Source organism: Comamonas sp. Z3, from assembly GCF_008121565.1.
Taxonomy (GTDB): Bacteria; Pseudomonadota; Gammaproteobacteria; order Burkholderiales; family Burkholderiaceae_C; genus Comamonas; species Comamonas brasiliensis.
Window position 1 is genome coordinate 161,365 of record NZ_VOQU01000007.1, and the last position, 24,061, is coordinate 185,425.

24 protein-coding genes are annotated in these 24,061 nt (G+C 64.5%); 17 read left to right on the plus strand and 7 right to left on the minus strand.

Annotation, left to right across the window (positions count from 1 at the left end; translation table 11 throughout):
* Nucleotides 1-81 precede the first annotated feature (81 nt).
* From FSY59_RS20440 to FSY59_RS20510, 15 genes are all read left to right on the plus strand, one after another.
* A complete protein-coding gene (locus FSY59_RS20440; protein WP_043373443.1) occupies nucleotides 82-1,209 on the plus strand; it encodes a cupin domain-containing protein in 1,128 nt (375 codons plus the stop codon).
* 157 nt (nucleotides 1,210-1,366) lie between these two features.
* Complete coding sequence (locus FSY59_RS20445) at nucleotides 1,367-2,074, plus strand: fumarylacetoacetate hydrolase family protein (protein WP_043373445.1); 708 nt, start codon at nucleotides 1,367-1,369, stop codon at nucleotides 2,072-2,074.
* A gap of 12 nt (nucleotides 2,075-2,086) precedes the next feature.
* On the plus strand, nucleotides 2,087-2,731 hold the full coding sequence (gene maiA, locus FSY59_RS20450; protein ID WP_043373447.1) for a maleylacetoacetate isomerase: 645 nt from the start codon (nucleotides 2,087-2,089) through the stop codon (nucleotides 2,729-2,731).
* 136 nt (nucleotides 2,732-2,867) lie between these two features.
* A complete protein-coding gene (locus tag FSY59_RS20455; protein ID WP_370458240.1) occupies nucleotides 2,868-3,842 on the plus strand; it encodes a Bug family tripartite tricarboxylate transporter substrate binding protein in 975 nt (324 codons plus the stop codon).
* A gap of 385 nt (nucleotides 3,843-4,227) precedes the next feature.
* On the plus strand, nucleotides 4,228-4,896 hold the full coding sequence (locus FSY59_RS20460; protein ID WP_148729545.1) for a hypothetical protein: 669 nt from the start codon (nucleotides 4,228-4,230) through the stop codon (nucleotides 4,894-4,896).
* A gap of 292 nt (nucleotides 4,897-5,188) precedes the next feature.
* Nucleotides 5,189-6,712, plus strand: a complete 1,524-nt coding sequence (locus FSY59_RS20465) for a CoA-acylating methylmalonate-semialdehyde dehydrogenase (protein ID WP_019042050.1) — start codon at nucleotides 5,189-5,191, stop codon at nucleotides 6,710-6,712.
* Nucleotides 6,713-6,794: 82 nt separating this feature from the next.
* Entirely contained in the window at nucleotides 6,795-7,268 is a 474-nt protein-coding gene (locus FSY59_RS20470) for a lysozyme inhibitor LprI family protein (RefSeq protein WP_255439617.1), read from the plus strand.
* Between the two features lie 38 nt (nucleotides 7,269-7,306).
* Nucleotides 7,307-7,756, plus strand: coding sequence for a lysozyme inhibitor LprI family protein (locus FSY59_RS20475; RefSeq protein WP_370458241.1), 450 nt, complete (start codon nucleotides 7,307-7,309; stop codon nucleotides 7,754-7,756).
* Nucleotides 7,757-7,810: 54 nt separating this feature from the next.
* Nucleotides 7,811-8,977, plus strand: a complete 1,167-nt coding sequence (locus FSY59_RS20480; RefSeq protein ID WP_148729547.1) for an acyl-CoA dehydrogenase family protein — start codon at nucleotides 7,811-7,813, stop codon at nucleotides 8,975-8,977.
* Nucleotides 8,978-9,008: 31 nt separating this feature from the next.
* Nucleotides 9,009-9,512, plus strand: a complete 504-nt coding sequence (locus FSY59_RS20485) for a TfoX/Sxy family protein (RefSeq protein WP_043373458.1) — start codon at nucleotides 9,009-9,011, stop codon at nucleotides 9,510-9,512.
* An 18-nt stretch (nucleotides 9,513-9,530) separates the two neighbouring features.
* On the plus strand, nucleotides 9,531-9,950 hold the full coding sequence (locus FSY59_RS20490) for a DUF488 domain-containing protein (RefSeq protein ID WP_148729548.1): 420 nt from the start codon (nucleotides 9,531-9,533) through the stop codon (nucleotides 9,948-9,950).
* 72 nt (nucleotides 9,951-10,022) lie between these two features.
* Nucleotides 10,023-10,919, plus strand: coding sequence for a 3-hydroxyisobutyrate dehydrogenase (gene mmsB / locus FSY59_RS20495; RefSeq protein WP_043373462.1), 897 nt, complete (start codon nucleotides 10,023-10,025; stop codon nucleotides 10,917-10,919).
* Nucleotides 10,920-10,923: 4 nt separating this feature from the next.
* On the plus strand, nucleotides 10,924-11,256 hold the full coding sequence (locus FSY59_RS20500; RefSeq protein WP_148729549.1) for a cupin: 333 nt from the start codon (nucleotides 10,924-10,926) through the stop codon (nucleotides 11,254-11,256).
* Nucleotides 11,257-11,526: 270 nt separating this feature from the next.
* A complete protein-coding gene (locus FSY59_RS20505) occupies nucleotides 11,527-12,615 on the plus strand; it encodes a saccharopine dehydrogenase family protein (protein WP_148729550.1) in 1,089 nt (362 codons plus the stop codon).
* 34 nt (nucleotides 12,616-12,649) lie between these two features.
* Nucleotides 12,650-14,170 carry an aldehyde dehydrogenase family protein gene (locus tag FSY59_RS20510; protein ID WP_148729551.1) on the plus strand — a complete coding sequence of 507 codons (1,521 nt, stop codon included), beginning with the start codon at nucleotides 12,650-12,652 and terminating at the stop codon, nucleotides 14,168-14,170.
* 57 nt (nucleotides 14,171-14,227) lie between these two features.
* Here the strand turns inward: FSY59_RS20510 and FSY59_RS20515 are convergent, their stop codons facing one another.
* The 5 genes from FSY59_RS20515 to FSY59_RS20535 all read right to left on the minus strand — a co-directional run bounded on the left by FSY59_RS20515 (nucleotide 14,228) and on the right by FSY59_RS20535 (nucleotide 20,020).
* Nucleotides 14,228-15,145, minus strand: a complete 918-nt coding sequence (locus tag FSY59_RS20515; protein ID WP_043373470.1) for a LysR family transcriptional regulator — start codon at nucleotides 15,143-15,145, stop codon at nucleotides 14,228-14,230.
* Nucleotides 15,146-16,121: 976 nt separating this feature from the next.
* Nucleotides 16,122-17,285, minus strand: a complete 1,164-nt coding sequence (locus FSY59_RS20520) for an acyl-CoA dehydrogenase family protein (protein WP_148729552.1) — start codon at nucleotides 17,283-17,285, stop codon at nucleotides 16,122-16,124.
* Between the two features lie 83 nt (nucleotides 17,286-17,368).
* Nucleotides 17,369-17,761, minus strand: a complete 393-nt coding sequence (locus FSY59_RS20525; protein ID WP_148729553.1) for a cupin domain-containing protein — start codon at nucleotides 17,759-17,761, stop codon at nucleotides 17,369-17,371.
* Nucleotides 17,746-19,032, minus strand: coding sequence for a CaiB/BaiF CoA-transferase family protein (locus tag FSY59_RS20530; protein WP_148729554.1), 1,287 nt, complete (start codon nucleotides 19,030-19,032; stop codon nucleotides 17,746-17,748). Before FSY59_RS20530 ends, FSY59_RS20525 begins: the two co-directional genes overlap by 16 nt.
* 1 nt (nucleotide 19,033) lies before the next feature.
* Nucleotides 19,034-20,020, minus strand: a complete 987-nt coding sequence (locus FSY59_RS20535; protein ID WP_043373481.1) for a tripartite tricarboxylate transporter substrate binding protein — start codon at nucleotides 20,018-20,020, stop codon at nucleotides 19,034-19,036.
* 461 nt (nucleotides 20,021-20,481) lie between these two features.
* Between FSY59_RS20535 and FSY59_RS20540 the strand changes: the two genes are divergently transcribed.
* Nucleotides 20,482-20,817 carry a cupin domain-containing protein gene (locus FSY59_RS20540; protein WP_043003822.1) on the plus strand — a complete coding sequence of 112 codons (336 nt, stop codon included), beginning with the start codon at nucleotides 20,482-20,484 and terminating at the stop codon, nucleotides 20,815-20,817.
* A 7-nt stretch (nucleotides 20,818-20,824) separates the two neighbouring features.
* Here FSY59_RS20540 and FSY59_RS20545 read toward each other — a convergent pair whose 3' ends face one another.
* Complete coding sequence (locus FSY59_RS20545) at nucleotides 20,825-21,616, minus strand: hypothetical protein (RefSeq protein WP_043373484.1); 792 nt, start codon at nucleotides 21,614-21,616, stop codon at nucleotides 20,825-20,827.
* A gap of 101 nt (nucleotides 21,617-21,717) precedes the next feature.
* Nucleotides 21,718-23,205 (minus strand): PLP-dependent aminotransferase family protein, encoded by a 1,488-nt coding sequence (locus FSY59_RS20550; RefSeq protein WP_043373486.1) that lies wholly within the window; start codon nucleotides 23,203-23,205, stop codon nucleotides 21,718-21,720.
* Nucleotides 23,206-23,339: 134 nt separating this feature from the next.
* On the opposite strand from FSY59_RS20550, the gene FSY59_RS20555 reads away from it, so the two are divergent.
* Nucleotides 23,340-23,957, plus strand: coding sequence for a LysE family translocator (locus tag FSY59_RS20555; RefSeq protein ID WP_043003791.1), 618 nt, complete (start codon nucleotides 23,340-23,342; stop codon nucleotides 23,955-23,957).
* Nucleotides 23,958-24,061: the final 104 nt, after the last annotated feature.

Here is a 24,061-nt window from a genome sequence, read left to right on the forward strand (position 1 = left end):
CCTGGCCCAACTCAAGGCCACCAGAGCCTGACTCAAGGCAGCAACGCACTGCCCGGCAGATACCAAAGAAAGAGACAAACCATGAGCCTTGTGCAAGCCCAGCCCTCACCGGTCAAGCTCACGGCCCGCAACACACCCGGCCAACCCGAACCCACCGCTGCGCTGGAGCAGTTGTACCGAGGCTTCGAGCAGGAAATGCTGGTGCCGCTGTGGACGGAGATCGGCGGCCTGATGCCCGCCCACCCCAAAAGCCAGGCTGCCGCGCATCTGTGGCGCTGGGAGAATCTGCTCAAGCTCGCTGATGAGGCCGGTCGCATCGTGCCCGTGGGCCGGGGCGGCGAGCGCCGCGCGATTGCCCTGGCCAATCCGGCGCTGGGCGGCCGTCCCTTTGCCACGCCCACGCTGTGGGCTGCCATCCAATACCTGATGCCCGGGGAAGATGCCCCCGAGCACCGTCACACCCAGCATGCCTTCCGATTTGTGGTCGAAGGCGAAGGCGTGTGGACTGTGGTCAACGGCGACTCGATCCGCATGTCGCGCGGCGACTTCCTGCCCCAGGGCGGCTGGAACTGGCACGCCCACCACAATGCGGCCAGCCAGCCCATGGCCTGGATAGACGGGCTGGATATTCCGTTTGCTTACACCACCGAATCCCAGTTCTTCGAGCATGGCCGCCTGCATCTGGACCCGCAGGAGCGCATCACGCCCGAGTTCTCGCGCTCCGAGCGCCTTTGGGGCCATCCCGGGTTGAGCCCAGTGGCACATCTGCAGGACCGCCCGACCACGCCTTTGCTGGCCTACCGATGGGTGGATACCGACCGCGCGCTGACCGAGCAGCTGGCGCTCGAAGCCGAAGGCCATGCCGCCACAGTCAGCCCCGGCCATGCCGCCGTGCGCTACACCAATCCCGCCAATGGCCGCGACGTGCTGCCCACCATACGCTGCGAAATGCACCGCGTGGCTTGCGGCGCCAGCACCCGACCGAAGCGCGAAGTGGGCTCTGCCGTCTTCCAGGTCTTCGACGGCCAGGGCACGGTGACTGTGGGCGAGCGCCAATGGCAGGTGCGGCGCGGCGACATGTTCGTCGTGCCCTCCTGGCAGCTGTTCAGCGCGCAATGCGATGCCGACCAGCCGCAGCTGGACCTGTTCCGCTTTGCGGATACGCCGATTTTCGAGGCCGTCCACGCGTACAGGGCAGAAACCCTCTGAGGCGCTTTGCGTCTTCCCCGTGCCCGTCCCCCCCCTTGAGGGACGACAACCTTTACTGCGAGGCGGCGGAGCCTCCTAGGCCCTTGCTGGCTGCCTCACACATAGAACGTGTCTTTTTCAAGCACCTAGTCACCAATACCCCCATCAGGAATCACACATGACCCAAGCCAACTATCTCTGGGCGCCGCCCCCCGTGCAATCTCTGCCCGTGCGCGGCAGCGAGCAGCGCCTGCCCGTCAACCGCCTGTTCTTTGTGGGCCGCAACTACCACGCCCATGCGGTGGAGATGGGCCGCCCCGTGGACAAAAGCGTCGAGCGCCCCTTCTACTTCACCAAGGCCCCGCAGACACTGACCGAATCGGGTGCCTGCGTGGCCTATCCCCCCGAAACCGCCAACTACCACTTCGAGATGGAGCTGGTCGTGGCCATCGGCAAAGCGGGCTTTCGCATTCCTGCCAGCCAGGCCCATGAGCACATCTACGGCTATGCCTGCGGCCTCGACATGACACGCCGCGATCTCCAGTTGGTGGCACGCGACAAGGGCCGCCCCTGGGATCTGGGCAAGGATGTGGAGCAGTCCTCCGTCTCCAGCGAAATCGTACCCATGGCCGGCAAGGTGATCGAGTCCGGCCTGATCGAGCTGAGCGTCAACGGTCAGATCAAACAGCAGTCCGATGTGAACAAGCTGATCTGGAACATCCGCGAAATCATTGCCGACCTGTCCCTGTTCTATCACCTGCAAGCCGGAGACCTGATCTACACGGGTACGCCCGAGGGCGTGGGGGCGGTAGTGCCCGGCGACCAGATCACGGGCCGCGTGGAAGGCGTGGGCGAGATTGCACTGAGCGTGGGCCAGCCCGAGTAAGGCGCACAGACCATGAAGCTCTACAGTTTTTTTCGCAGCGGCACCTCGCACCGTCTGCGCATCGCCCTCAGGCTCAAGGGCCTCACGCCCGACTACCTCCCTGTCGATCTGCGCGTGGACGAGCAGGCCGAAGCGCCGTTCAAGCAAATCAACCCGCAAGGCCTGGTGCCCGCGCTGACGCTGGACAGCGGAGAGACGCTGATCCAGTCGCCGGCCATCATCGAATGGCTGGAAGAGCGCTACCCCACGCCCGCGCTGCTGCCGACCGACCCCGAGGCACGCGCCCATGTGCGCGCCCTGGCGGCCATCGTGGGCTGTGATGTGCACCCGATCAACAACCGCCGCATCCTGCAGACCCTGCGCCAGCAGTTCGGTGCCGACGAGGCCGCCATCAACGCCTGGTGCGCCACCTGGATCACGGCCGGCTTTGACGCCATCGAAGCCTTGCTGGCACAGGACGGCACACGCGGGCGCTTCTGCTTCGGCAAGGCCCCCGGCCTGGCCGATGTCTATCTGATTCCGCAGGTCGAGAGCGCACGCCGCTTTGGCGTGGATCTCGCCCGCTGGCCACTGATCAGCGCCGTCGATGCAGCCTGCAGCGCCCTGCCCGCCTTTGCCCAGGCAGCGCCGCTGGCCCAGCCCGACGCCCCGCAATAGACCTTCCCCCTGCAGCCGCGCCCAGACGCGGCTGCCCACCAACGCTCTGCAGTCCCTAAAAAATATCCACCGGAGACAAACTGTGAAATACGAGCAAAATCAGCCCAAAAGCAAATCCACACATACCCAAACAGCTATCAAGACCATAGTTGCCGCAGCCGCTCTGCTGGCCGCAGCCGGCCAGGCGCTGGCCCAGGGCGATGCGCCCGGCTATCCCAACCGCCCGGTGACCGTGGTCACGGCCTTTGCCGTGGGCAGCGGCCCCGATGCCGTGCTGCGCATCGTGGGCGAAAAACTGGCCCAGCGCTGGAAACAGGGCGTGACCGTGGACAACCGCCCCGGCGGCGGCGGCTTTGTCGCCATCGAGTACGCGCGCCGCGCCAAGCCCGACGGCTATACCCTGCTGCAGCTGGACAGCGAGCATATCTCCGCCCTGCCCTATCTCTACAAGAACAAGAACTTCAACACGCTGAGCCACTTCGACCCCGTGGCCCCACTGTTCCTGACGCCCTTCTTTGTGGCCGTCCCCACGAATTCACCGTGGAAGAACATGGGCGACCTGATCAAGTCCGCCAAGGCCGAACCCGGCAAGATCAGCTATGGCTCCTGGGGCGTGGGCAGCCCCGGCCATCTGGGCGGCGAATGGCTGGACTATCTGACCGGCAGCAAGATGACCCATGTGCCTTACCGCGAGGTCAGCCAGTTGTTCACCTCGGTCGCCAATGGCGACCCGACCTGGAGCTTTGCCAGCCTGCCCTCCAGCCAGGGCATCTACAAAAGCGGCAAGATCCGCTATCTGGCCGTGGCCGCACCCAAGCGCATTGCGCAAATGCCGGACGTGCCCACGGTCGCCGAAGCCGGCGGCCCTGCCGAGCTGGATGTGAACTCCTTTGTCTCCCTGCTCAGCCCCAGGGGCGTGGACGCCGCCGTGCGCGACAAGATCCGCAACGATGTGGTGGCCGTGCTGCAGGACCCACAGGTCCGCGAGAAGTTCTCCACCTTTGCCTTCCAGCCCATGAGCTTTACCGTGCCCGAAATGCAGCAATTTGCCAGGAAGAAGTCCGAGCAATACAAGCTGCTGATCGAGAAGGCCCAGATCAGCCTCGACTGAGAGCTGGCTGCGGCCATCCCGAAAGCGCGGCCCGGACACATCCCCAGCCCTCAAAAAGCCCCGTCAGCACTGGCTGCACGGGGCTTTTTGCCTGCCGCACCGACACTGGGCAACAGGTGCTGCGCAGGGGCTGCAGTTCTCGATCCCGTTGCAGCGCGGTTCCTGCAGGCCTGCAAAAATGCTAGCAAGCCAGGGTTACACTTGTTGCGAGGCGCTCCCACGGACTTGTATCCAGACTCTGGAGCGCCCCCATGCCAAGAGGCTGCTGCCGATCCGCGGCAGGCCTTCTCTCAAGGCCGCTTACCGCCCAGGCTGCAGCGCCGGGCGCCAATCCTGTTTTCACGTGACTCCACGCGATTCAGCCCCTTCAAATCGTTATAAAAAGATGAACAATTCCATCAAGACAGCCATCGCCTTTTTGCTGCTGCCCCTGGCTGCAGCCTCACAGGCGGCCGAGCCGCCCTCGCCCATTGCTGCGGCCGAGCTATACATCCGCACCTTGGTCAATCACGACGAGCAGGCCATCAGCCAGCTCAATGACTATCTGCGGCCCGACCGCCTGCGCTCGGGCCGCAGCGCGGACTACGCCAATGCAGCCGAGTTGAAAGAGGCTGACAAGGACTTCCCGCGCGAAATCGCCGACGTGGCCCTGCCCCTGTTCCCCGAAGCACAACGCAATGCCCTGCGCGCGCCCGTGGAAAGCCTGATGAGCACGGTGCAAAAGACGCGCCAGCAATCGCAGTGCAAGACCGTCTCCGCCAGCAAGCCCAAGCTCGACAAGCATGGCGTGCTCAATACCGAAGTCAAGTTCAGCTGCCAACTGGTCAAGACTCCCGAAACCTGGGCTGAAGGCATTCAGCGCATGGCGCGCAACAAGCTCAGCGTGGATCAGGTGCAGGGCGAGCTCAAGAAGCTGCAGGCCGCCTACTCGGCTCCTGCCAACCACACCTACGAAGGCACGCTGTCTCTGGGCATGGTGCCCAAGGACAAGGACAAGGCATGGCGCAACGACTTCGCGCGCGAAACCTTTGACGAGATGTTCAGCGAACTCTAAGAGCGTCTGAGCCCTGCGAAAGGGCCCAGCGTGATACGGCCCGGCCTCCGCGGCTCGGCTTCTGCGGCCCAGCCCGCCCACAGGCATTGCAGCAATGCCTGGGTCGCAGCCGGGCCGTTTCGCCTTGTGCCGCCGCAGGTACTGCAGCCATGCCTGCGGCACGAGCTCCAAACCGCTGGCAGACATAGCATCCACTCGTGCACATTTGCACACCCTATGTGCAGTGTTTGCTATTGCTAGAGCAAATCCGCACACATACCATGAGGAACAAATTCACCAACGGAGACACCTCATGAACGCACCGACTTCCGCCAAGGTTCTGGCGCCCACGGTCAAGCTGCTCATCAACGGGCAGATGGTCGAATCCAAAACCACTCAGTGGCGCGATGTGGTCAACCCTGCGACCCAGGAAGTGCTGGCGCGCGTGCCTTTCGCCACGCCCGACGAGGTCAACGCTGCCGTGGCCAATGCCAAGCAGGCGTTCAAGACCTGGAAGAAGACCCCCATCGGTGCACGTGCGCGCATCTTTCTGAAGCTGCAGCAGCTGATCCGCGAGAACATGAAGGAGCTGGCCGCCCTGCTGACGGCCGAACAGGGCAAGACCCTGCCCGACGCCGAAGGCGATGTCTTCCGCGGCCTGGAAGTCGTGGAACATGCGGCCAATATCGGTACGCTGCAACTGGGCGAGCTGGCCAACAATGTGGCCAACGGCGTCGATACCTATACGCTGAACCAGCCGCTGGGCGTGTGCGCAGGCATCACCCCCTTCAACTTCCCGGCCATGATTCCGCTGTGGATGTTCCCCATGGCCATCGCCACGGGCAATACCTTCATCCTCAAGCCCTCCGAGCAGGACCCCATCGTCACCATGCGCCTGGCCGAACTGGCACTGGAAGCCGGCGTGCCTCCCGGCGTGCTCAATGTGATCCACGGTGGCGAGGACGTGGTCAACGCCATCTGCGACCACCCCGATATCAAGGCCATCAGCTTCGTGGGCTCCACCAAGGTCGGCACCCATGTCTACAACCGCGCCAGCCTCAACGGCAAGCGTGTGCAATGCATGATGGGCGCCAAGAACCACGCCATCGTCATGCCCGACGCCAACAAGGAGCAGTCGCTCAATGCACTGCTGGGCGCGGCCTTCGGTGCGGCCGGTCAGCGCTGCATGGCGGTCTCCGTGGCGGTGCTGGTGGGAGAAGCCCGCAACTGGATTCCCGATCTGGTGGCAAAGTCCAAGACCCTCAAGGTCAATGGCGGCACCGAGCCCGGCACCGATGTCGGCCCGCTGGTGAGCTGCGCGGCCCTGTCGCGGGTCGAAGGCCTGATCGAGCGCGGCCTGGCCGACGGTGCCACGCTGGAGCTGGACGGTCGCAAACCCGAGGTGGCCGGCTATGCCAAGGGCAATTTCGTCGGCCCCACCATCTTCAGCGGCGTCAAGCCCGGCATGAGCATCTACGAGCAGGAAATCTTCGGCCCCGTGCTGTGCCTGGTCGCGGCCGAGGACATCGATCAGGCCATCGAGTTCATCAATGCCAACCCCAATGGCAACGGCACGGCCATCTTCACCCAGTCGGGTGCGGCCGCGCGCAAGTTCCAGGAAGACATCGATGTGGGCCAGGTCGGTATCAATGTGCCCATTCCCGTGCCGGTGCCGCTGTTCTCGTTCACGGGCAGCCGGGCCTCCAAGCTGGGCGACCTGGGCCCCTACGGCAAGCAGGTGGTGATGTTCTACACCCAGACCAAGACCATCACGGCGCGCTGGTTCGACGACAGCACCACCAGCCACGGCGTGAACACCACCATCAGCCTGAAGTAAGCCGGCCATGAAACCCGACAGTGCCGCCCTGCCTCTTGCAAGGCGCGGGCCGCACTGCCTGGCTTTGCTCATGATGGCTGGCATGTACGCTCAAGAATTGTCCCGTTGCCCATCTCAGCGCCCTGCCACCGGCACAGCCGGCATTGCTGCCCGGCCGCTGGCCCGACTCTGCGCCCTGGCCGTCAGCGGCCTGCTGCTCATCCATCTGCCTGCAACTGCAGCCCAGGAGGGCGATCAGGACCCGCCGCATTGCCCGTCCGGCCAGCCGCTGTCGCTTGCCTGCCTGCAGCAGCAGGCCCAGGTCATAGAACGCAGCATGCAGGTGCTCTATCTGTCGTTGCAGCGCCGGCTGCCGCAGGCCAGCGCCCGGGCTCTGCAGACCGAGCAGCAAGAGTGGACACAGGAGCGCGACCGGCGCTGCCAGCCCAATGGCTATGTCCATGAAGCCGAGGACATGGCTGCCTGCCGCATCGGCATGGCCCTGAGCCGGGTCGTGGTCTTCAAGAACCAGTGGCATCCGCTGGCCTGGAACGAGCAAGGCGGCGAACAGCCATGAACCGGGCAATTGCACACCGACAGCGCCTGCAGCCCACCATGGGCTGCGATGATGCGGGCATGACGATCCGCAATCCCCAAAGCAGGCGCACATGGCCTGCAGCCGTTGCCAGCCAATCGCTTGCAGCTCTTTTGATGACAGCCAGCTTGAGCCAGCATGCACTGGCACAGGCCGGTGCCGACTGCGTGCCCGGCGGCACCACGGCCCAGACCAATGCCTGCGCCATCAAGGATTTCCAGCAGGCCGACACCGACCACCAGATTCTCTACGGCGATGTGATGCGTGCGCTATCGGCCCATGAGCGCCCCGCCCTGCGCAAGGAGCAAGGCGAATGGAGCCGCCATCGCGTCACCCATTGCAAGCAGGCCACGAAGGCCTTTGAAGCGCAGCCCGACTGGCCCAGCCGCTACCACGGCTGTCTGGTGCAGCAGATCACGGCCCGCGATGCGGTGCTCAAGCGCTGGCTGCACCAAGGGCCGCCGGACTGAACTGCAAAGCCGTCAGGGGCCAGAAGACGAGTAGAACAAAAAAGGAGACATGAAATGGACTTTGAACTCAGCGAAGATCAACGCGCTTTTGCCGATACCGCCCGTGCTTTTGCGCAGGCCGAGCTGGCGCCGTATGCGGCAGAGTGGGACCGCGAGCATATCTTCCCGCGCGAGGCCATTGCCAAGGCCGGCGAGCTGGGCTTCTGCGGCCTCTATGCTCCGGAAAGCATTGGCGGCCTGGCCCTGCCACGACTCGATGCGACCCTGGTCTTCGAGGAAATGGCAGCCGTCGACCCATCGACCACGGCCTTCATCACCATCCACAACATGGCGACCTGGATGCTGGGCACCTGGGCCACCGATGCCGTGCGCGCCGAATGGGGCGAGCAGCTCACCAGCGGCAGCAAGCTGGCCAGCTACTGCCTGACCGAGCCCGGCGCGGGATCGGATGCAGCCTCGCTCAAGACCCGGGCCGAGCTGGTGGGCAACGAGTACATCGTCAACGGCAGCAAGGCCTTCATCAGCGGCGCGGGCAGCACCGATGTACTGGTGCTGATGGCAAGAACCGGCGATGCCGGCTCCGGGGCTTCAGGCATCTCGGCCTTTGCCGTGCCTGCCGATGCGGCCGGCGTGAGCTATGGCAAGAAGGAAGAGAAGATGGGCTGGAACAGCCAGCCCACGCGCGTCATCAGCTTCGACAATGTGCGCATTCCTGCGCACAACCTGCTGGGCCGCGAGGGCGAAGGCTTCAAGATCGCCATGAGGGGGCTGGATGGCGGTCGCATCAATATCGCCACCTGCTCGGTGGGCGCGGCCCAGGGGGCGCTGACCCAGGCCCAGCACTACATGCAGGAGCGCAAGCAGTTCGGCAAGGCCATTGCGAGCTTCCAGGCCCTGCAGTTCAAGCTCGCCGACATGGCGACCGAGCTGGTCGCGGCACGTCAGATGGTGCGCCTGGCTGCATCCAAGCTGGATGCCGGGGCGCGCGACGCATCGACCTATTGCGCCATGGCCAAGCGCTTTGCCACCGATGCCGGCTTCATGGTCTGCAACGAGGCCCTGCAGCTGCATGGCGGCTATGGCTACATCCGCGAGTACCCGCTGGAGCGCCTGATGCGCGACGCCCGCGTGCACCAGATTCTGGAAGGCACGAACGAAATCATGCGCGTCATCATTGCCAGGCGCATGCTGGAAGGCGATGCGCCGGAGCTCATTCGCTAAGCTGCTGCCTTCCTACCAAGCAAGGACTGCCATGCCCGCCAAACCCATCGCCCCTGAAACCCTGCAGCTCATAGACGCCGTGCGCGATGCGCTGCAGGATTGCACAGCCGTGGAAGAGAAGACCATGTTCGGCTGCCATGTGTTCATGGTCGACGGCAAGATGTGCCTGGGCGTGGAAAACGACGAGTTGCTGGTGCGCCTGCCGCCGGCCGGCCACGCGCAGATTGCGGAGATGCCGGGCGTGCGCCCGCTGTCCTCGCGCGGTCTGATGGACGGCTACTTTCTCGTCGGCCCCACGGCCTATGCCAGGCGTGATCAATGGCTGTACTGGATAGGCGAGGCCCTGGCCTTCAACCCGCTGGCAAAGGCCACGCCAAAACGCAAGACCGCCAGCAAGGCCGATATCAGAAAGCCGGCCGCCGAAGAAAGCCCCGACGCTCCAAGCACAAGCAGCGCACGCAAGCGCTCAAAGCCGTCGCCCAAGCCGCTGGATACCGACGCCCCCCGCAAGCACCCCATTTTCGACAGCGAATAAGCACCAAGGACTGAACTCATGGCCATACGCATAGTCCAGCTAGGCAGCGAACGTGCCCCCGACGAGGGCCTGCGCATAGGTACGGTGCGCAGACCGCCGCGCGGCGTGCCCAAGGCCGAGTTCGCAAGCCGCAACTACTACGACTGCTGGTATCCCGAGCTCTCGCCCGAGGTGGAGCTGATGCAGCAGGCCCTGGAGTCCATCAAGCTGCGCAAGGCAGGCCAGGAGGCACAGGCCGACAAGCTCTGGAAGCAGTTTGAAAAGCAGTTTCGCAAGCAACTGGCCGAGCCCGCCGCCGATCGCACACTGGGTCTGCTTGCGGCCCTGTCGCATAGCTCCGCCTTTTCTCTGGGCTGCTACTGCGACGACGAGGCGCATTGCCACCGAAGCATCCTGCGCAGCCTGCTCGCGGACAGTGGGGCAACTCTCAAGGATTAAGCGAAATATCGATCAATCGCTTATGGATAAAGCGTTAGACGCTATCAATTCAATAACAGCAAGGAGACAGACATGCAAATCGCTTTTATCGGCCTGGGCAATATGGGAGCCCCCATGGCCATCAATCTGGCCAAGGCTGGCCACAGCGTCAAGGCCTTTGATCTGAGCCAGGAGGCCATCGCCAAGGTCGTGGCCGCAGGAGCCCAGCAAGCCTCCAGTGCCCAGGATGCCGTACAGGGCGCCGAAGCCGTCATCACCATGCTGCCTGCCAGCCAGCATGTGGAGAGCCTGTTCCTGGGCCGCGAGGGCGCGGCCGGCCTGCTCGCACATATCGCCAAGGGCACGCTGGTCATCGATAGCTCCACCATCGCCGCAGCCACCAGCCAGAAGGTGGCACAGGCGGCCCAGGCGGCAGGCATCGACTTTATCGACGCCCCGGTCTCGGGCGGCACCGGCGGTGCGATTGCCGGCACGCTGACCTTCATGGTGGGCGGCAGCGATGCGCAGCTGGCACGCGCCCAGCCTCTGCTTGAAAAAATGGGCGCCAATATCTTCCACGCCGGTGCTGTGGGTGCGGGCCAGACGGCCAAGATCTGCAACAACATGCTGCTGGGCATTCTGATGGTGGGCACCAGCGAAGCGATTGCACTGGGCGTGGCCAACGGCCTGGACCCCAAGGTGCTGTCCGAAATCATGCGCCGTAGCTCGGGCGGCAACTGGGCCCTGGAAAAATACAACCCCTTCCCAGGCGTGCATGAGAACGCACCGGCCAGCAAGGGCTATGCAGGCGGCTTCGGCACGGACCTGATGCTCAAGGATCTGGGCCTGGCGCAGGACAACGCCACCGCCAACCGCGCCAGCACGCCGCTGGGCGGCATGGCGCGCTCCATCTATGCGGCGCACAGCCTGTCCGGCCATGGCGGTGAAGACTTTTCCAGCGTCATCAAGATGCTGCAGAAAAAGGCCTGAGGCCATGGCCCTGCCCCATGCCCAACCCGGGGTTCCGGTCGACGTGCTGCCCTACGGCACTTCGCTGGGAAGCCAGGTGTCCACGGCACTGTTCAAGTCCGACACCCTGGAAGTGATCCGTCTGGTGCTCACGGCAGGCAAACGCCTGCCTGAACACGAGGTGCCGGGCGAGCTGACGATGCAATGCATGGAGGGCCGGCTCGCCGTCATCCAGGGCGCAAGTCGCCAGACGTTGAGCGCGGGGCAGTTGCTGTTTCTGCCCGTCCAGGTCCGATACGAGATCGAGGCCGAGCTCGACTCCTCGGCCTTGCTCACCATCGTGCTGCACAGCCACTAACCACCAGACCCGGTCACCGGCCAGCCGACCCCGCGTTGCTGCAGCGGGTATCACGACTGACCTCCGGGACTGAAGCCTGCCAAGCTGTCAGCTCTGATTTTCAAGCGCTGACAGCTATTGTTTCTGAAGTCAGACAGCCGCCAGAAGACTTCTTGTCTGCCCACGCAAATCGACTCCTGCTGACGCTTGCCACGGTGGTGCAAATCGCTGCCCTGTGTTTAAGATGGCCCCAGAGGAAGTGATCGCTGCGTTGCTCTCAAGGAGTTCTCCATGATGAAGCTGACTGGACACAACATTCTCATCCTCGGCGCCGGCAAGATCGGCTCAACGATCGCCGACATGGCTGCCGAGCTGCATGAAGCCACCGTCACGCTGGCCGATATGCAGCCCCCGCCCGGCAGCGACCCGCAGATCCGCCCACTGCAGCTGGACATCCACGACGATGCGGCGCTGACCCGCACGCTGCAGCAGCACTCGCTGGTCATCAATGCCCTGCCTTTCTTCTGTGCCGAGCGCGTAGCCCGGGCTGCGGCGCGGCAGGGCGTGCATTACTTCGACCTGACCGAGGATGTGGCGGCCATGCGCGCCATACAGGAGATGGCGGCGCAGGCACGCTCGGTGCTGATGCCGCAGTGCGGACTGGCGCCGGGTCTGATCGGCATGCTGGGCGGCCATCTGGCCCAGCAGTTCGACGAGCTGTTCGATCTGCAGCTGCGCGTGGGCGCGCTCACGCGCCATGCGACGAATGCGCTGCGCTACCACTTCACCTGGAGCGTGGACGGCGTCATCAACGAGTACTGCAAGCCCTGCAACACCATCGTCAACGGACAGCCCATGCTGGTGCCGCCGCTGGAGGGGGTCGAAGCCCTGATTCTGGACGGTGAGAACTTCGAGGCCTTCAACACCTCGGGCGGCCTGGGCACGCTGTGCGAGACGCTGCAGGGCCGGGTGCGCAACCTCAACTACAAGACCATACGCCATCCCGGACACCGCGATGCCATGCATTTGCTGCTGCATGGACTGCGCCTGATCGAGCGACGCGATCTGCTGCGCCAGGTGCTCGAAGGCGCGGTGCCCCACAGCCGCGAAGACATGGTGGTGATTGCCGCCATGGCCAGCGGCATGCGCGCGGGCCGGCTGGAGCAGCTGACGCGCGGCGCCCGTGTCTTTGGCGCTGCACTGCGCGGCAAGCAGCGCACGGCCATAGAGCTGACGACCTCGGCAGGCATGCTGGCCGCGGTGGAGCTGTTCGCCACGGGCCAGTTGCCCCGGCATGGCTTTGTGCGCCAGGAGCAATGCACGCTGGCCGCACTCTCTGGCACCCGCGTGGCCCATTACTTTGCAGGCCTGCTCGACTGAGGCCTGTATCTCACACCCATCAGGAGGCAACGCCATGACTGCCATCTCCGCCGCCGACTTCCAGACCGTACTGAGCCGCTGCGGCATTGCGCTGCAGGCCCTTGAAGGCAAGGACATCAGAGTGCACTCGCCCATCGACGGCACGGAACTGGCTGGCCTGGCCGCCCTGCCAGGTGCCCAGATCCCGCCGGTCATAGACCACGCGGTGCAGGCTTTCAAGCAATGGCGCCTGATGCCCGCCCCGGTGCGCGGCGAGCTGGTCCGGCTCTGGGGCGAGGAGCTGCGCCGCGCCAAGGCCGATATAGGCCATGTGATTTCCTGCGAGGTCGGCAAGATCGTGCAGGAAGGCCTGGGCGAGGTGCAGGAAGGCGTGGACATCTGCGAATTTGCGCTGGGCCTGTCGCGTCAGCTGCATGGCAAGACCATTGTCTCCGAGCGTCCCGGCCACCGCATCATGGAGCAATACCACCCGCTGGGGCCGGTGGCCGTCATCACGGCCTTCAACTTTCCCAGCGCCGTATTTGCCTGGAACGCGGCGATTGCCCTGGTCTGCGGCAATCCGGTGATCTTCAAGCCCTCCGACAAGGCTCCGCTATCGGGCCTCGCCACCTTCAAGGCGCTGGAACGCGCCATTGCCCGGTTTGGCGACCGGGCTCCGGCAGGTCTGGCGCAGATCGTGCTGGGCGGCGCAGCTGTCGCCGAGGCCCTGGTGGACAGTCCCCGGATTGCGCTGGTTTCGGCCACGGGATCGAGCCGCATGGGCCGTACCGTGGGCCCAAAGGTGGCGGCGCGCTTTGGCAAGCGCATTCTGGAGCTGGGCGGCAACAACGCCATGGTGGTCACGCCGGCAGCCGACCTGGATCTGGCCGTGCGCGCCATCGTCTTCAGCGCCGTGGGCACGGCCGGCCAGCGCTGCACCTCGCTGCGCCGCCTGATCGTGCACCGCGATGTCAAACAGCCGCTGCTGGACAGGCTGCTGCCGGCCTACCGCAGCCTGCGCATCGGCAACCCGCTGCAGCCGGATACCCTGGTCGGCCCCTTGATCAACCAGGCATCATTCGAGGCACTGCAGCACTCGCTGAGTCAGGCGCTGAAAGACGGAGGTCATTTGCTGACGGGCGGCCAGCGCCAGCTGGAGCAGCAGTTTCCTCAGGGCTTCTATGTGGCACCGGCGATCGTGGACATGCCGGCCCAGACCGGCATCGTACGCCACGAGACCTTTGCCCCGCTGCTCTTTGTGCTGAGCTACGACGAGCTGGAGCAGGCCATTGCGCTCAACAACGATGTGCCTCAAGGCCTGTCCTCCTGCATTTTCTCCAACGATCTGCGCGAGGTGGAGCTGTTCCTGAGCGCGGCCGGCTCGGACTGCGGCATGGCCAATGTCAACATCGGGCCCAGCGGTGCCGAGATCGGCGGCGCCTTTGGCGGCGAAAAAGAGACCGGTGGCGACCGCGAGAGCGGCTCGGACACCTGGAAGCAGTACATGCGCCGCACGACCAACACCATCAACTATTCGCGCGAGCTGCCGCTGGCCCAGGGCATTCAATTCGGGTGAACCACAGGTACCGCAGCCCGTGACTGCCAGGGAAGCCATGCAACGCGGATTCCGGGGTTAACGGACTCCATCCAGGAGTCCTGGCTGCCCGGCTTCCACCAGGTTCTGCACGCTGGCCACAAAGGCCTCGAGCACGGCCGGCATGCCCTGTGGCCGCCAGGCCAGCACGGCCGGCGTGGTCACCCGGCTGCCGCGCAGCGCCGCAAAGCGCACGCCGTTCATGCCCACGGTCTGCATGCAAGCAGGCACCAGGGCTACCCCCTGCCCGGCCGAAACCAGTGCCATGACGGTCAGCCACTGGCGAGCGGCATGGCGTGTATGGGGATGGATGCCGGCCTGCTGCAGACAGGCGATGACGTTGTCGTAGTTGGCCGGCGCCACCTCGCGCGCAAACATGACAAAAGTGTCCTGGGCCAGTTCGCGCAGATCGATTTCGCCGCGCTGGGCCAGCGCATGGTCACTGGGCAGGCAGCAGACAAAAGGCTCCTCGCCTATGGACAGCGTGCGTATATCGTCCTGCGGCGTGCCGATATTGAGAAAGCCGCAGTCGATCTGCCCGCTGGCGATGGCCTGCAGCTGGTCGCGCGTGGACATCTCGTGCAGGCAGAGCTCGACCAGCGGGCGCTCGGCGCGAAAGGCCCGGCAGAACCCGGGCACCTGCCGGTAGACCATGGACCCGGTGATGCCGATGTCCAGCCGCCCCTGCAACCCCTGGGCCACGCCGCGCACCACCTCGGCCGCATGCTGGAGCTGGGCCAGCACCTTGCGTGCCTCATGCAAGAAGGCCTCGCCTGCCGCAGTGAGCTTCACGTTCTTGGCGTCGCGCTCCATGAGTACCGTGCCCAGATCCTGCTCCAGCGCCTTGAGCGCCATGCTCAGCGGCGGCTGGGTGATGCACAGGCGCTGGGCGGCCCGGCCGAAGTGCAGCTCCTCGGCCAGGACCACAAAGTAACGCAGCAAATGGGTTTTCATCATGATTCGCAAAGTTTGGCCAAGACCTTACCTGATGCAGCAAGACAGTAGCTATCAAAACAGCTAGCAGATTTGTCGCCAACGACAGAGACCTTGCCGGCCACGCCGGGTTTTCGCCCCGGCGGGCGACTCACTTTCTGACGCGTCAGAAAGTAAGCAAAGAGCGCCTCCCTACCGTCTACGTCCCTGCGCTTCTCTGCCGGCAAACCTGCGTCACGCCATTCAGGCTGCGCTGCCGCCCAACTCGCTGCGCGGCTTTGCCGCTTCGCTCAGACAGACGGCGGCAAGCCAGTTCACGATGCAACGCTGTCCTGCGGCAGCGTTGCCCGCAGCCCGAACCGCGTGCCGCAGGCGCAGACACACGGGTGGATACGGGCGGCCTGCAAGAATTGGGACGAAGCCGGTTGTTGGTCTCGCCCCTTGTGCCAACGCCTGCGACGACAAGCTCTTGCGGCGTGCGGCTGCACCGCAGAGTGCAGACGCTTTGTGCTCTGACTTGCGGCCGCCTGTCTGAGCGAAGCGTGCACAGCACGCGCAGCGAGTTGGGCCGCAAAGCCGCAATAGCTTGACGGCGCAGGTTGCCCGCAGGCGAAGCCGCAGGGACGGGGGCAGCGGGGTCGCCTTCTTTTGCCTACTTTTCTTGGCGAAGCAAGAAAAGTAGGTCGGCATGGCGGGCCGAGACCCGCCGGGGGCGCCCAGCCCTCTGTCTAAAGATCCGGCATGTTGCCGAAGCAGAAATCCAAGCAAAATCACCCTCTAACCCACTTACAGCAAACGCAAGCAGCTATCAAAACAGCATGGCTTGGTCGCGGGCGACAGAGGCCTTGCCGGCCGGGCCGAGATTTCGCCGCGGCGGGCGACTCACTTTCTGTTGCCAGAAAGTAAGGCGGCTGGCGGGCCGAGACCCGCCCTCTGACCTTGGCGAAGAAAGGTCAATCAGGTCATTGGCTCGACCCTCCATCCCCTGCACCTCGGCCCGTCAATACGACTTGGGCAAGCCCAGCACCTTCTCGGCAATAAAGCACATGATGAGCTGCGGGCTCACGGGCGCCAGGCGCGGAATCCACGACTCGCGCATATAGCGCTCCACATGGAACTCCTTGGCATAGCCCATGCCGCCATGCGTGAAGATGGCGGTCTCGCAGGCCTTGGCGCAGGCTTCGGCGGCCAGGTACTTGGCGGCATTGGCCTCGGCGCCGCAGGGCAGGCCCTGGTCGTAGAGGAAGGCGGCCTTCTGCACCATCAGGTGTGCGGCCTCCAGCCCCATCCAGGCCTGGGCCAACGGGTGCTGCACGCCCTGGTTCTGGCCTATGGGCCGGTCGAAGACCACGCGTTCGTTCGCATACTGGGTGGCGCGCGCCAGGGCCGCACGGCCCAGGCCCACGGCTTCGGCCGCGATCAGGATGCGCTCGGGGTTGAGGCCGTGCAGTATGTACGAAAAGCCCTTGCCCTCCTCGCCGATACGGTCCTGCACCGGGATGCGCAGCCCGTCGATGAAGAGCTGGTTGGTGTCCACGCATTTGCGGCCCATCTTCTCGATCTCGGTCACGGCGATGCGGCTGCGGTCCAGGTCGGTGTAGAACAGCGACAGGCCTTCGGTACCCTTGCACTCCTCCACGGGCCTGGTGCGAGCCAGCAGCAATATCTTGTTGGCCACCTGGGCCGTGGAGATAAAGACCTTCTGCCCATGCACTACATAGACATCGCCTTCGCGCACGGCACGGGTCTGCAGCTTGAGGGTGTTGAGTCCGGCATTGGGCTCGGTCACGCCGAAGCAGGCCTTGTCCCGGCCCGCGATCAGCGGCGGCAGCCAGCGCTGTCTTTGCTCGTCCGTGCCGAAGACCACGGCCGGGTGCAGACCGAAGATGTTCATGTGCACGGCCGAAGCGCCCGACAGTCCGGCCCCCGTGGCCGAGATGGTGTGCATCATCAGCGCCGCTTCGCTGATTCCCAGACCCGCGCCGCCGAACTCCTCGGGCATGGCAATGCCCAGCCAGCCGGCTTCAGCCAGGGCCTGGTGGAAGTCGTGCGGAAAGCCGCCGTCCCTGTCCTTCTTGAGCCAGTAGTCATCGTCAAAAGGCGCGCAGGCCCGCTGCACGGCGTCCCGGATCTGTTCCTGCTCGGCGCTCCATAAAAAATCCATGGCGGCTTCTTTCTATCGGTTGAATCTCAATGAAATCCGCCTCAAACGCCCGTATTACAAGCGCCATCAGCTATTGTTTTTAATCACTCAGGTCGGCGCACGCGCGCCGGGTTCTCACCGTAGGGCGGGCTGTAGATGACCAGCAGACGCACGGGCGTGTCGCTGGTGACGCGAAACACATGCATGCAGTCCTCCGGGAAGAAGCAGGTGTCGCCCGCCTGCATGGCAAAGCGCTCGGTCTGGCCCTGACTTTGCACCTCCACCTCGGCCGTGCCGTCCAGCAGATAGCAGGCCTGCTCCATGCCCGGGTGGGCATGCGGCAACGCACCACCGCCTTTTTCCAGCGTTCCAAGCACCACTTCCATATGCTGTGCGCCGACATTGGCCTGGCTGACGAGGCGCCGGTTCACCGTGCCGTGGTGGTTGGCGGGGCTGTATCCCTGTACGTCCTGCTCGCGGATCAGATAGCGGGGCATATGTCTGTCTCTCTTTTATCGTTGGATGATGAAGCCTGCATGCAGCCACCGCTGGCCTGCAACGCGGCAATCTGCGCCTCGCCAAGACCCGCTTCGCGCAGCACCTGCAGCGTGTGCTGGCCCAGCTGCGGCGCAGCGCTGGCCTGGCTGCCCGGGGGCGTGGCGCTCCACTGCGTGGGATTGGCCGTGGTGCGCAGCCGCCCCTCGCTGGGGTGCTCAATCTCGCGCACAAAGCCCGTGGCCGCATGGTGGGGGTCGGCCAGCAAGTCCTCGGGAGAGGCCATGGGCATATTCGGCACGTCGGCCGCATCAAGCAGCGCGCGCCACTCGTTCGTGCTGCGCTCGCGCATCAGGCTTGCCACCTCGGCATAGACGGCATCGATATTCGCTGCGCGCTGGCCGTGGGTGGCAAACATGGGCTCATGCATGCGCTCGCCCTGGCCTATGACGTTGAAGAAGCTGTGCCAGTGCTTGTCGTTGTAGATCAGCACGCAGAGATGGCCGTCGCTGGTGCGGTAGGGCTTGCGATGGCGCGTCAGCAGCCGCGCATAGCCGGCATCGCCCAGCGGCGGCTCGAAGCTCAGCCCGGCCATGTGATCGCCGAGGATGAACTGCGTCATGGCCTCGAACATGGGCACGACCACCGCCTGGCCCTGGCCGCTCTTCTCGCGCGCATACAGCGCGGCCGTGACCGCATAGACCGCATGCAGGCCCGTGACCCGGTCGCCCAGCGTCATGGGCGCATAGGACGGCTCGCCGCCGCCGTACTGCTGGGCCAGCCAGGGCACGCCTGTCGCCCCCTGTATCAGGTCGTCGTAAGCCGGCTTGGCCGCATAGGGGCCGGCCTGATCAAAGCCGCAGCAGCTCACATGGATCAGCCGCGGATGGCTCGGCTCCAGCGTCTGCCAGTCCAGGCCCAGCCGGGCCATGGCCTGGGGCCGCACGTTGCTGATGAAGACATCTGCATCGGCCAGCAGCTGCAGCAGCGCCTGGCGCGCTGCGGCCTGCTTGAGATCCAATACCACCGAGCGCTTGCCCTGGTTGGCCTGGAGAAAAATGGGGCCCATGCCGGGGTTGCGCATGGGGCCTACATGGCGCATGTTGTCGCCCTCGGGGGACTCCACCTTGATCACATCGGCACCCAGGGCAGCCAGAATCTGCGTGGCAAACGGCCCCATGATCACCGAGGTCATGTCCACGACCCTGACGCCTGCCAATGGCCCGGCTGAAGTACCCACAGCCTGGCGGCTATCGCTATGCATGCTCGTCATATCACTGCGCCTCGATGCCGGCCTGCTTGACCAGCTGCCCCCATTTGGCAAGCTGCTCCTTCACATAGAGTGCGAACTCGTCGGGCGTGGCCGTGGGCCAGACTTCAAAGCCGACCTGGGCCAGTTGCTCCTGCACGGCCTTGTCCTTGAGGATGAGTTGCAGCTCGCCGTTGATGCGCTCGGCTATGGCCTTGGGCATGCCGGCCGGGCCGAAGATGCCATTCCACGAGGTGATGTCGAAGCCCGGCAGCGTCTTGCCGATGGCCGGCACGTTGGGCAGCAGCTGCGATCCCTTGGCCGCCGTCACGGCCAGCGTGCGCACGCGCTCGGTCTTGAGCGTGCCCCAGGCCGAACCCAGGTCGGCCACATACATCTGGATCTGGTTGCCCATCACATCGGTCAATGCCTGCGGGCTGGATTTGTAGGGCACGCCGGTGATCTGCGTACCCGTGATGTATTTGAAGGTTTCCGAAGCCACCAGCGAGGTGCTGTTGGGCGTGCCGTAGGAGAGCTTGTCCGGATGCGACTTGGCATAGGCAATCAGCTCGGCCACGGTCCTGGCCGGCACCGAGGGATGGACCACCAGCGCAAACGGCAGCTCGCCCACGCGCGCCACGGGCGTGAAGTCCTTGATGGGGTCGTACTTGAGACCCTTGACCAGCCAGGGGTTGGCCGAATGCGAGGTGTTGGTGGTCATGAACAGCGTATAGCCGTCCGGCTTGGCCTTGACCACATGCGCGGCCGCAATCTGGGCATTGGCCCCGGCCCGGTTGTCCACCACCACGGCTTGCTTGAGCCGCTCGCCCAGCTTGTTGGCCACCACGCGGGCCACCGCATCGGTGCCGCTGCCCGCAGCAAACGGCACCACCAGCGTGATGGGGGCCGCTGGATAGCCCTCCTGCGCCAGTGCTGTCCCCGCAAGGCCAATGCCCATGGTGGCTGCAAGGCCTGCGCTCGCACAGGCACGCAGTAAGAATCGCTTGTTCATGCTTGTCTCCTTGTTCAGGCTGCGGCACCTGTAACCGGTGCCTGCCGTGCATGCTGAGGCGTTCAAGCATTCAAGTCCAATTGTTTAAGAAGAGTGAATGATTCGATTTTCCAATCATTAAATCCAGCTAGACATTTGCGGCCGCTGCGCACGGCGCCTCGCCTCCCCCTCTGAGGCCAAATGAACCGGATCTGTACCTGCGTCATTCGATCTTGCTGAGACGCTGGGCTGGAGCATTCTCTACAGCGGGCTTCAGCCCCATGCCTGCCGAGAATCTACGGCAGTTTGCATGATCGCAGCCAGCGCACCCGGACCTGAGTGATACGCGCTGACCAGCGCTGATGAGCAACGAAGCGAGGCGATAAGGCCTGATGCCCTACAGCGCTGTCACAAAACGGTGATTGAACTTGGGCCACGCTCGGGGGAGAATGCGTTATTACCGCTTTCGCTCAGGTGCTGTCATGGACCATATCCACTCCACGCCCACCCACCAAGCTCTGGATGTCGCTCCTTACGGAGCCAGGCTTTCAGCCGCTCACTCGAGCGTGCTCTTCAAGGCGGAAGATCTGGAAGTCATTCGCGTCGTGCTGCGCTCGGGCCAGTCGCTGCCGCCGCATCGCGTACCTGGCAGCGTCAGCCTGCAATGCCTGGAAGGTCGGCTCGAGGTTCTCATCGGTCAGACCGTACATGAACTGGGCCCCAAGCAGCTCATGCATCTGCCAGCCAATATGCCCCACGCCGTGCGTGCCATGGAAGACTCGTCTGCGATTGCCACCATCGTGCTCTGTGAGGCCTGAAGCATTTCTATCGAACAGGCAAAAACTGCATGAAAGGGCCGGCAAGCAGGCCCTGGGCATAGCCGATGACGGAGCGCCGGTAGCGCTCGGTGGTGTAGTCCGCCACCAGATCCAGCCGGCCGATGATCTTGCCCATCTCGCGCTCGAAGCTCAGATTGCGGCCTTCCTCTGCTATCTGGTTCGATAGCAGCAAGGGCTTTCCACCGGGCGCCTTGCGCGAGTTGAGAATCCAGTTGGCAATCTCCAGATTGCGCGCCGCATTGAAGACATGCTGCGGGTCCAGCCCGTCGATCAGCGTGAAGCTGGTTCGCCCGCCATGCGCGGTGATCAGCATATCGGCGGCAGCATGTACGAAGGCCGCGACCCGGTCCCCGGCGAACTCGGGCTGCAAGGCCAGGGACAGCGCCGCCACGTCGCGCTTGTCCTGCAGCTCATGCCAGGGCTGGCGCTCCATGACGGCAATGCGCACATAGGTCATGGCCGCTTCCCGGCTGGAGGCGGTCTTTTTCCATTCGGCGGGATTGCGGCGGTAGAGCTTGTCCATGATGAGAAACAGGCTCTCCAGGTTCTCCTTCATGGCCAGCGTCGCCATGCGGTTGCTGTCGGACTGCAGCAGCTCGCGCGAGTGAAAGTTCTCGCCCTTTACTTCGCCATGATTCGTGGGGGCGCTGGAACAGGCGGCCAGACTGCACAGCACCAGCCCTGGCAGCAGCCACAGCCCCATGCGCAAGCCGCCGCGCAGAGGATCGCGCGTGCAGTGGCCTGCGGCGGCAAGGGGCAAAGCTCGTGCTGCTGTCATGCTACAAACATAACAGCAGATGCTGCCGGGTCAGTCACGCCAAAGGCGCGCGATTGTTATCAATCGTGAACAAAGCCCGGGCCCGCTCACCGGCCAGGACGCTATTTGCGCAGCTGCCTGAGGATCTGCTCCAGCACCCGCCACGGCTCGGCCTGGTCGGCCATCGCCACGGGCACGCGCAGCTTGCTGCTCGTTGCCTGCTGCGGCGAAAACAGCAGGCCCGGCGCCAGCAGCAGATTGCTCAGCGCCGCCTGACGCGCCAGTACCTCGGTATCCACGCCGCAGTCCACCCAGGCAAAGGTGCCGGCCACGGGTTCGTACTCCGCATGGCAGCCCAGCGCTTCGAGCTTGCGCAGACAGCGCCCGCGCGCCCTGTCCACCCGCTCGCGCAACCGGTCCACATGCTTGCGAAAGGAACCGTCGGCCAGAATATGGTGGACGATCTGCTCCGCCGGCAGCGAAGAGGTCAGGCCCGCCAGCAGCTTCATGTCGGTGAGCCGGTGCACATATTCGGGCTTGGTCGCGATATAGCCCACGCGCAGGCCGCCCGACAAGCTCTTGGAATAGCCGCCCACCAGAATCACACGCTGCAATCTGTCCATGGCCGCCAGCCGCAGCGGCATGGCGCCCAGGAATTCGGCATAGGTATCGTCCTCGACGAGCAGGAAATCATGGCGCTCGGCAATGCGCAGCACCTCGTGGGCGACACCGGCAGACAGGCTCAGCCCCGTGGGGTTGTGCACCGCCGTATTGAGGATGAAGAGCTTTGGCTTGTGGCTCTGGGCCAGCGATGCCAGGGCCGCCACATCGGGCCCGCCGGGCAGGCGCGGCACGCCGACCACATTCACGCCCATGTACTTGAGCCGCCCGAAGATCAGGAACCAGGCCGGGTCTTCGACCAGCACGGTATCGCCGGGCTTGAGAAAACAGCGCACGACCAGATCCAGGCCATGGGTCACCCCGCCCACCGTCATGAGATTGGCCTCGGGATGGGCCGGCACCTCATGGGCTTGCAGATTCGAGGCGATCTGCTGGCGCAGCGGCAAAAAGCCCTGGGGGTGGCCATAGCTGAGAAAGCTCTGCTCGGCGCGCGCATTGTTGCGGGTGATGGCGCGCATGGCGCCGGTGATCAGACCCTGGTCCATCCAGCTCGAAGGCAGGCAGCCCGCGCCTCCGGTTCCCGCACTGTCGTCGCGAAAAATACCGCGCAGCAGATAGGCGGTGTCAAAGTCCGCTGGCTGCGCCGAGGCTGCAGCGGCGGCCGCAGGCTCCATCACGCGGCGCTGGGCCGCCACATAAAAGCCGCTGCCGCGCCGCGACTGCAGCAGACCCTGGGCCGCCAGCTTGTCATAGGCCTGGACCACGGTGTCGCGGCTGACACCGGCGTTTTCCGCCAGCGCCCGCACCGAAGGCAGGCGCACGCCCACACGCAGGCCATGGTTGCGGATCAGGCCGCCGAAATGCTCGACCAGCTGATCCACCAGTCCCACCGCACTGGAGCGCATGGGTTGCCATCCCATGGATCCCGTCCCGGCCAAGGGCAAGGTTGCCGGGGCCGCTGCCCCGCCGTCGATCTGTGCATCCAGCATCGGGCGCTTTCTCAAAGTGTCAGGTCAATTAGAGCAGGCCAGCTCATCAACTGGCCTGCAAAAGTGTACTGATAGTGTACTGATATCCAAGCTTAGCATAGAGGCACAACGCTTATGTCGCCCCAAGGTTCACCATGTCATTCCTGCCTGAATCCTCAGCCTTCATCCTGCCACTGGCCATGTTTGCCTTTGTCAGTTCCGTGACGCCCGGCCCCAACAATGTGATGCTGACCGCCTCGGGGGCCACTTTCGGCTACCGCCGCAGCGTGCCGCATATGCTGGGCATCTGTCTGGGCGTGGTCATCATGGTGCTGCTGATCGGCGCGGGTCTGGGCAAGCTGTTCGAGGCCGAGCCGCGCATCTACACCCTGCTCAAATATGTGGGCGCCGCCTATCTGATCTGGCTGGCCTGGAAAATCGCCCGTGCCGGCGGCGTGGATCAGGGACAGTCGGGCAACCGTCCGTTCGGCTTCTGGCAGGCCGCTGCCTTCCAGTGGGTCAACCCCAAGGCCTGGATCATGGCCGTGGGTGTGGTAGCAACCTACACGCCGCGCGAAGGCTTTTTTGTCAATCTGATGCTGTCGGCCCTGGTGCTGGGTCTGGTCAACTACCCCAGCATCAGCGTCTGGACCCTGTTCGGCAGCACCGTGGGGCGAGCACTGCGCACGCCACAGGCCCTGCGCATGTTCAACGGCGTGATGGCCGGCCTGCTGCTGCTGTCGCTGGTGCCCATCTTTGCCGAGCATGTCTAAGAACCTGTTTGCGAGCTCTACGCAGCCGCGTTGGAGCGCCATCGGGATGAGTTCGAAGCGATGGCTCGCCGCTTGCACCGGGGTGCAAGCAAGAGACAGCGCGC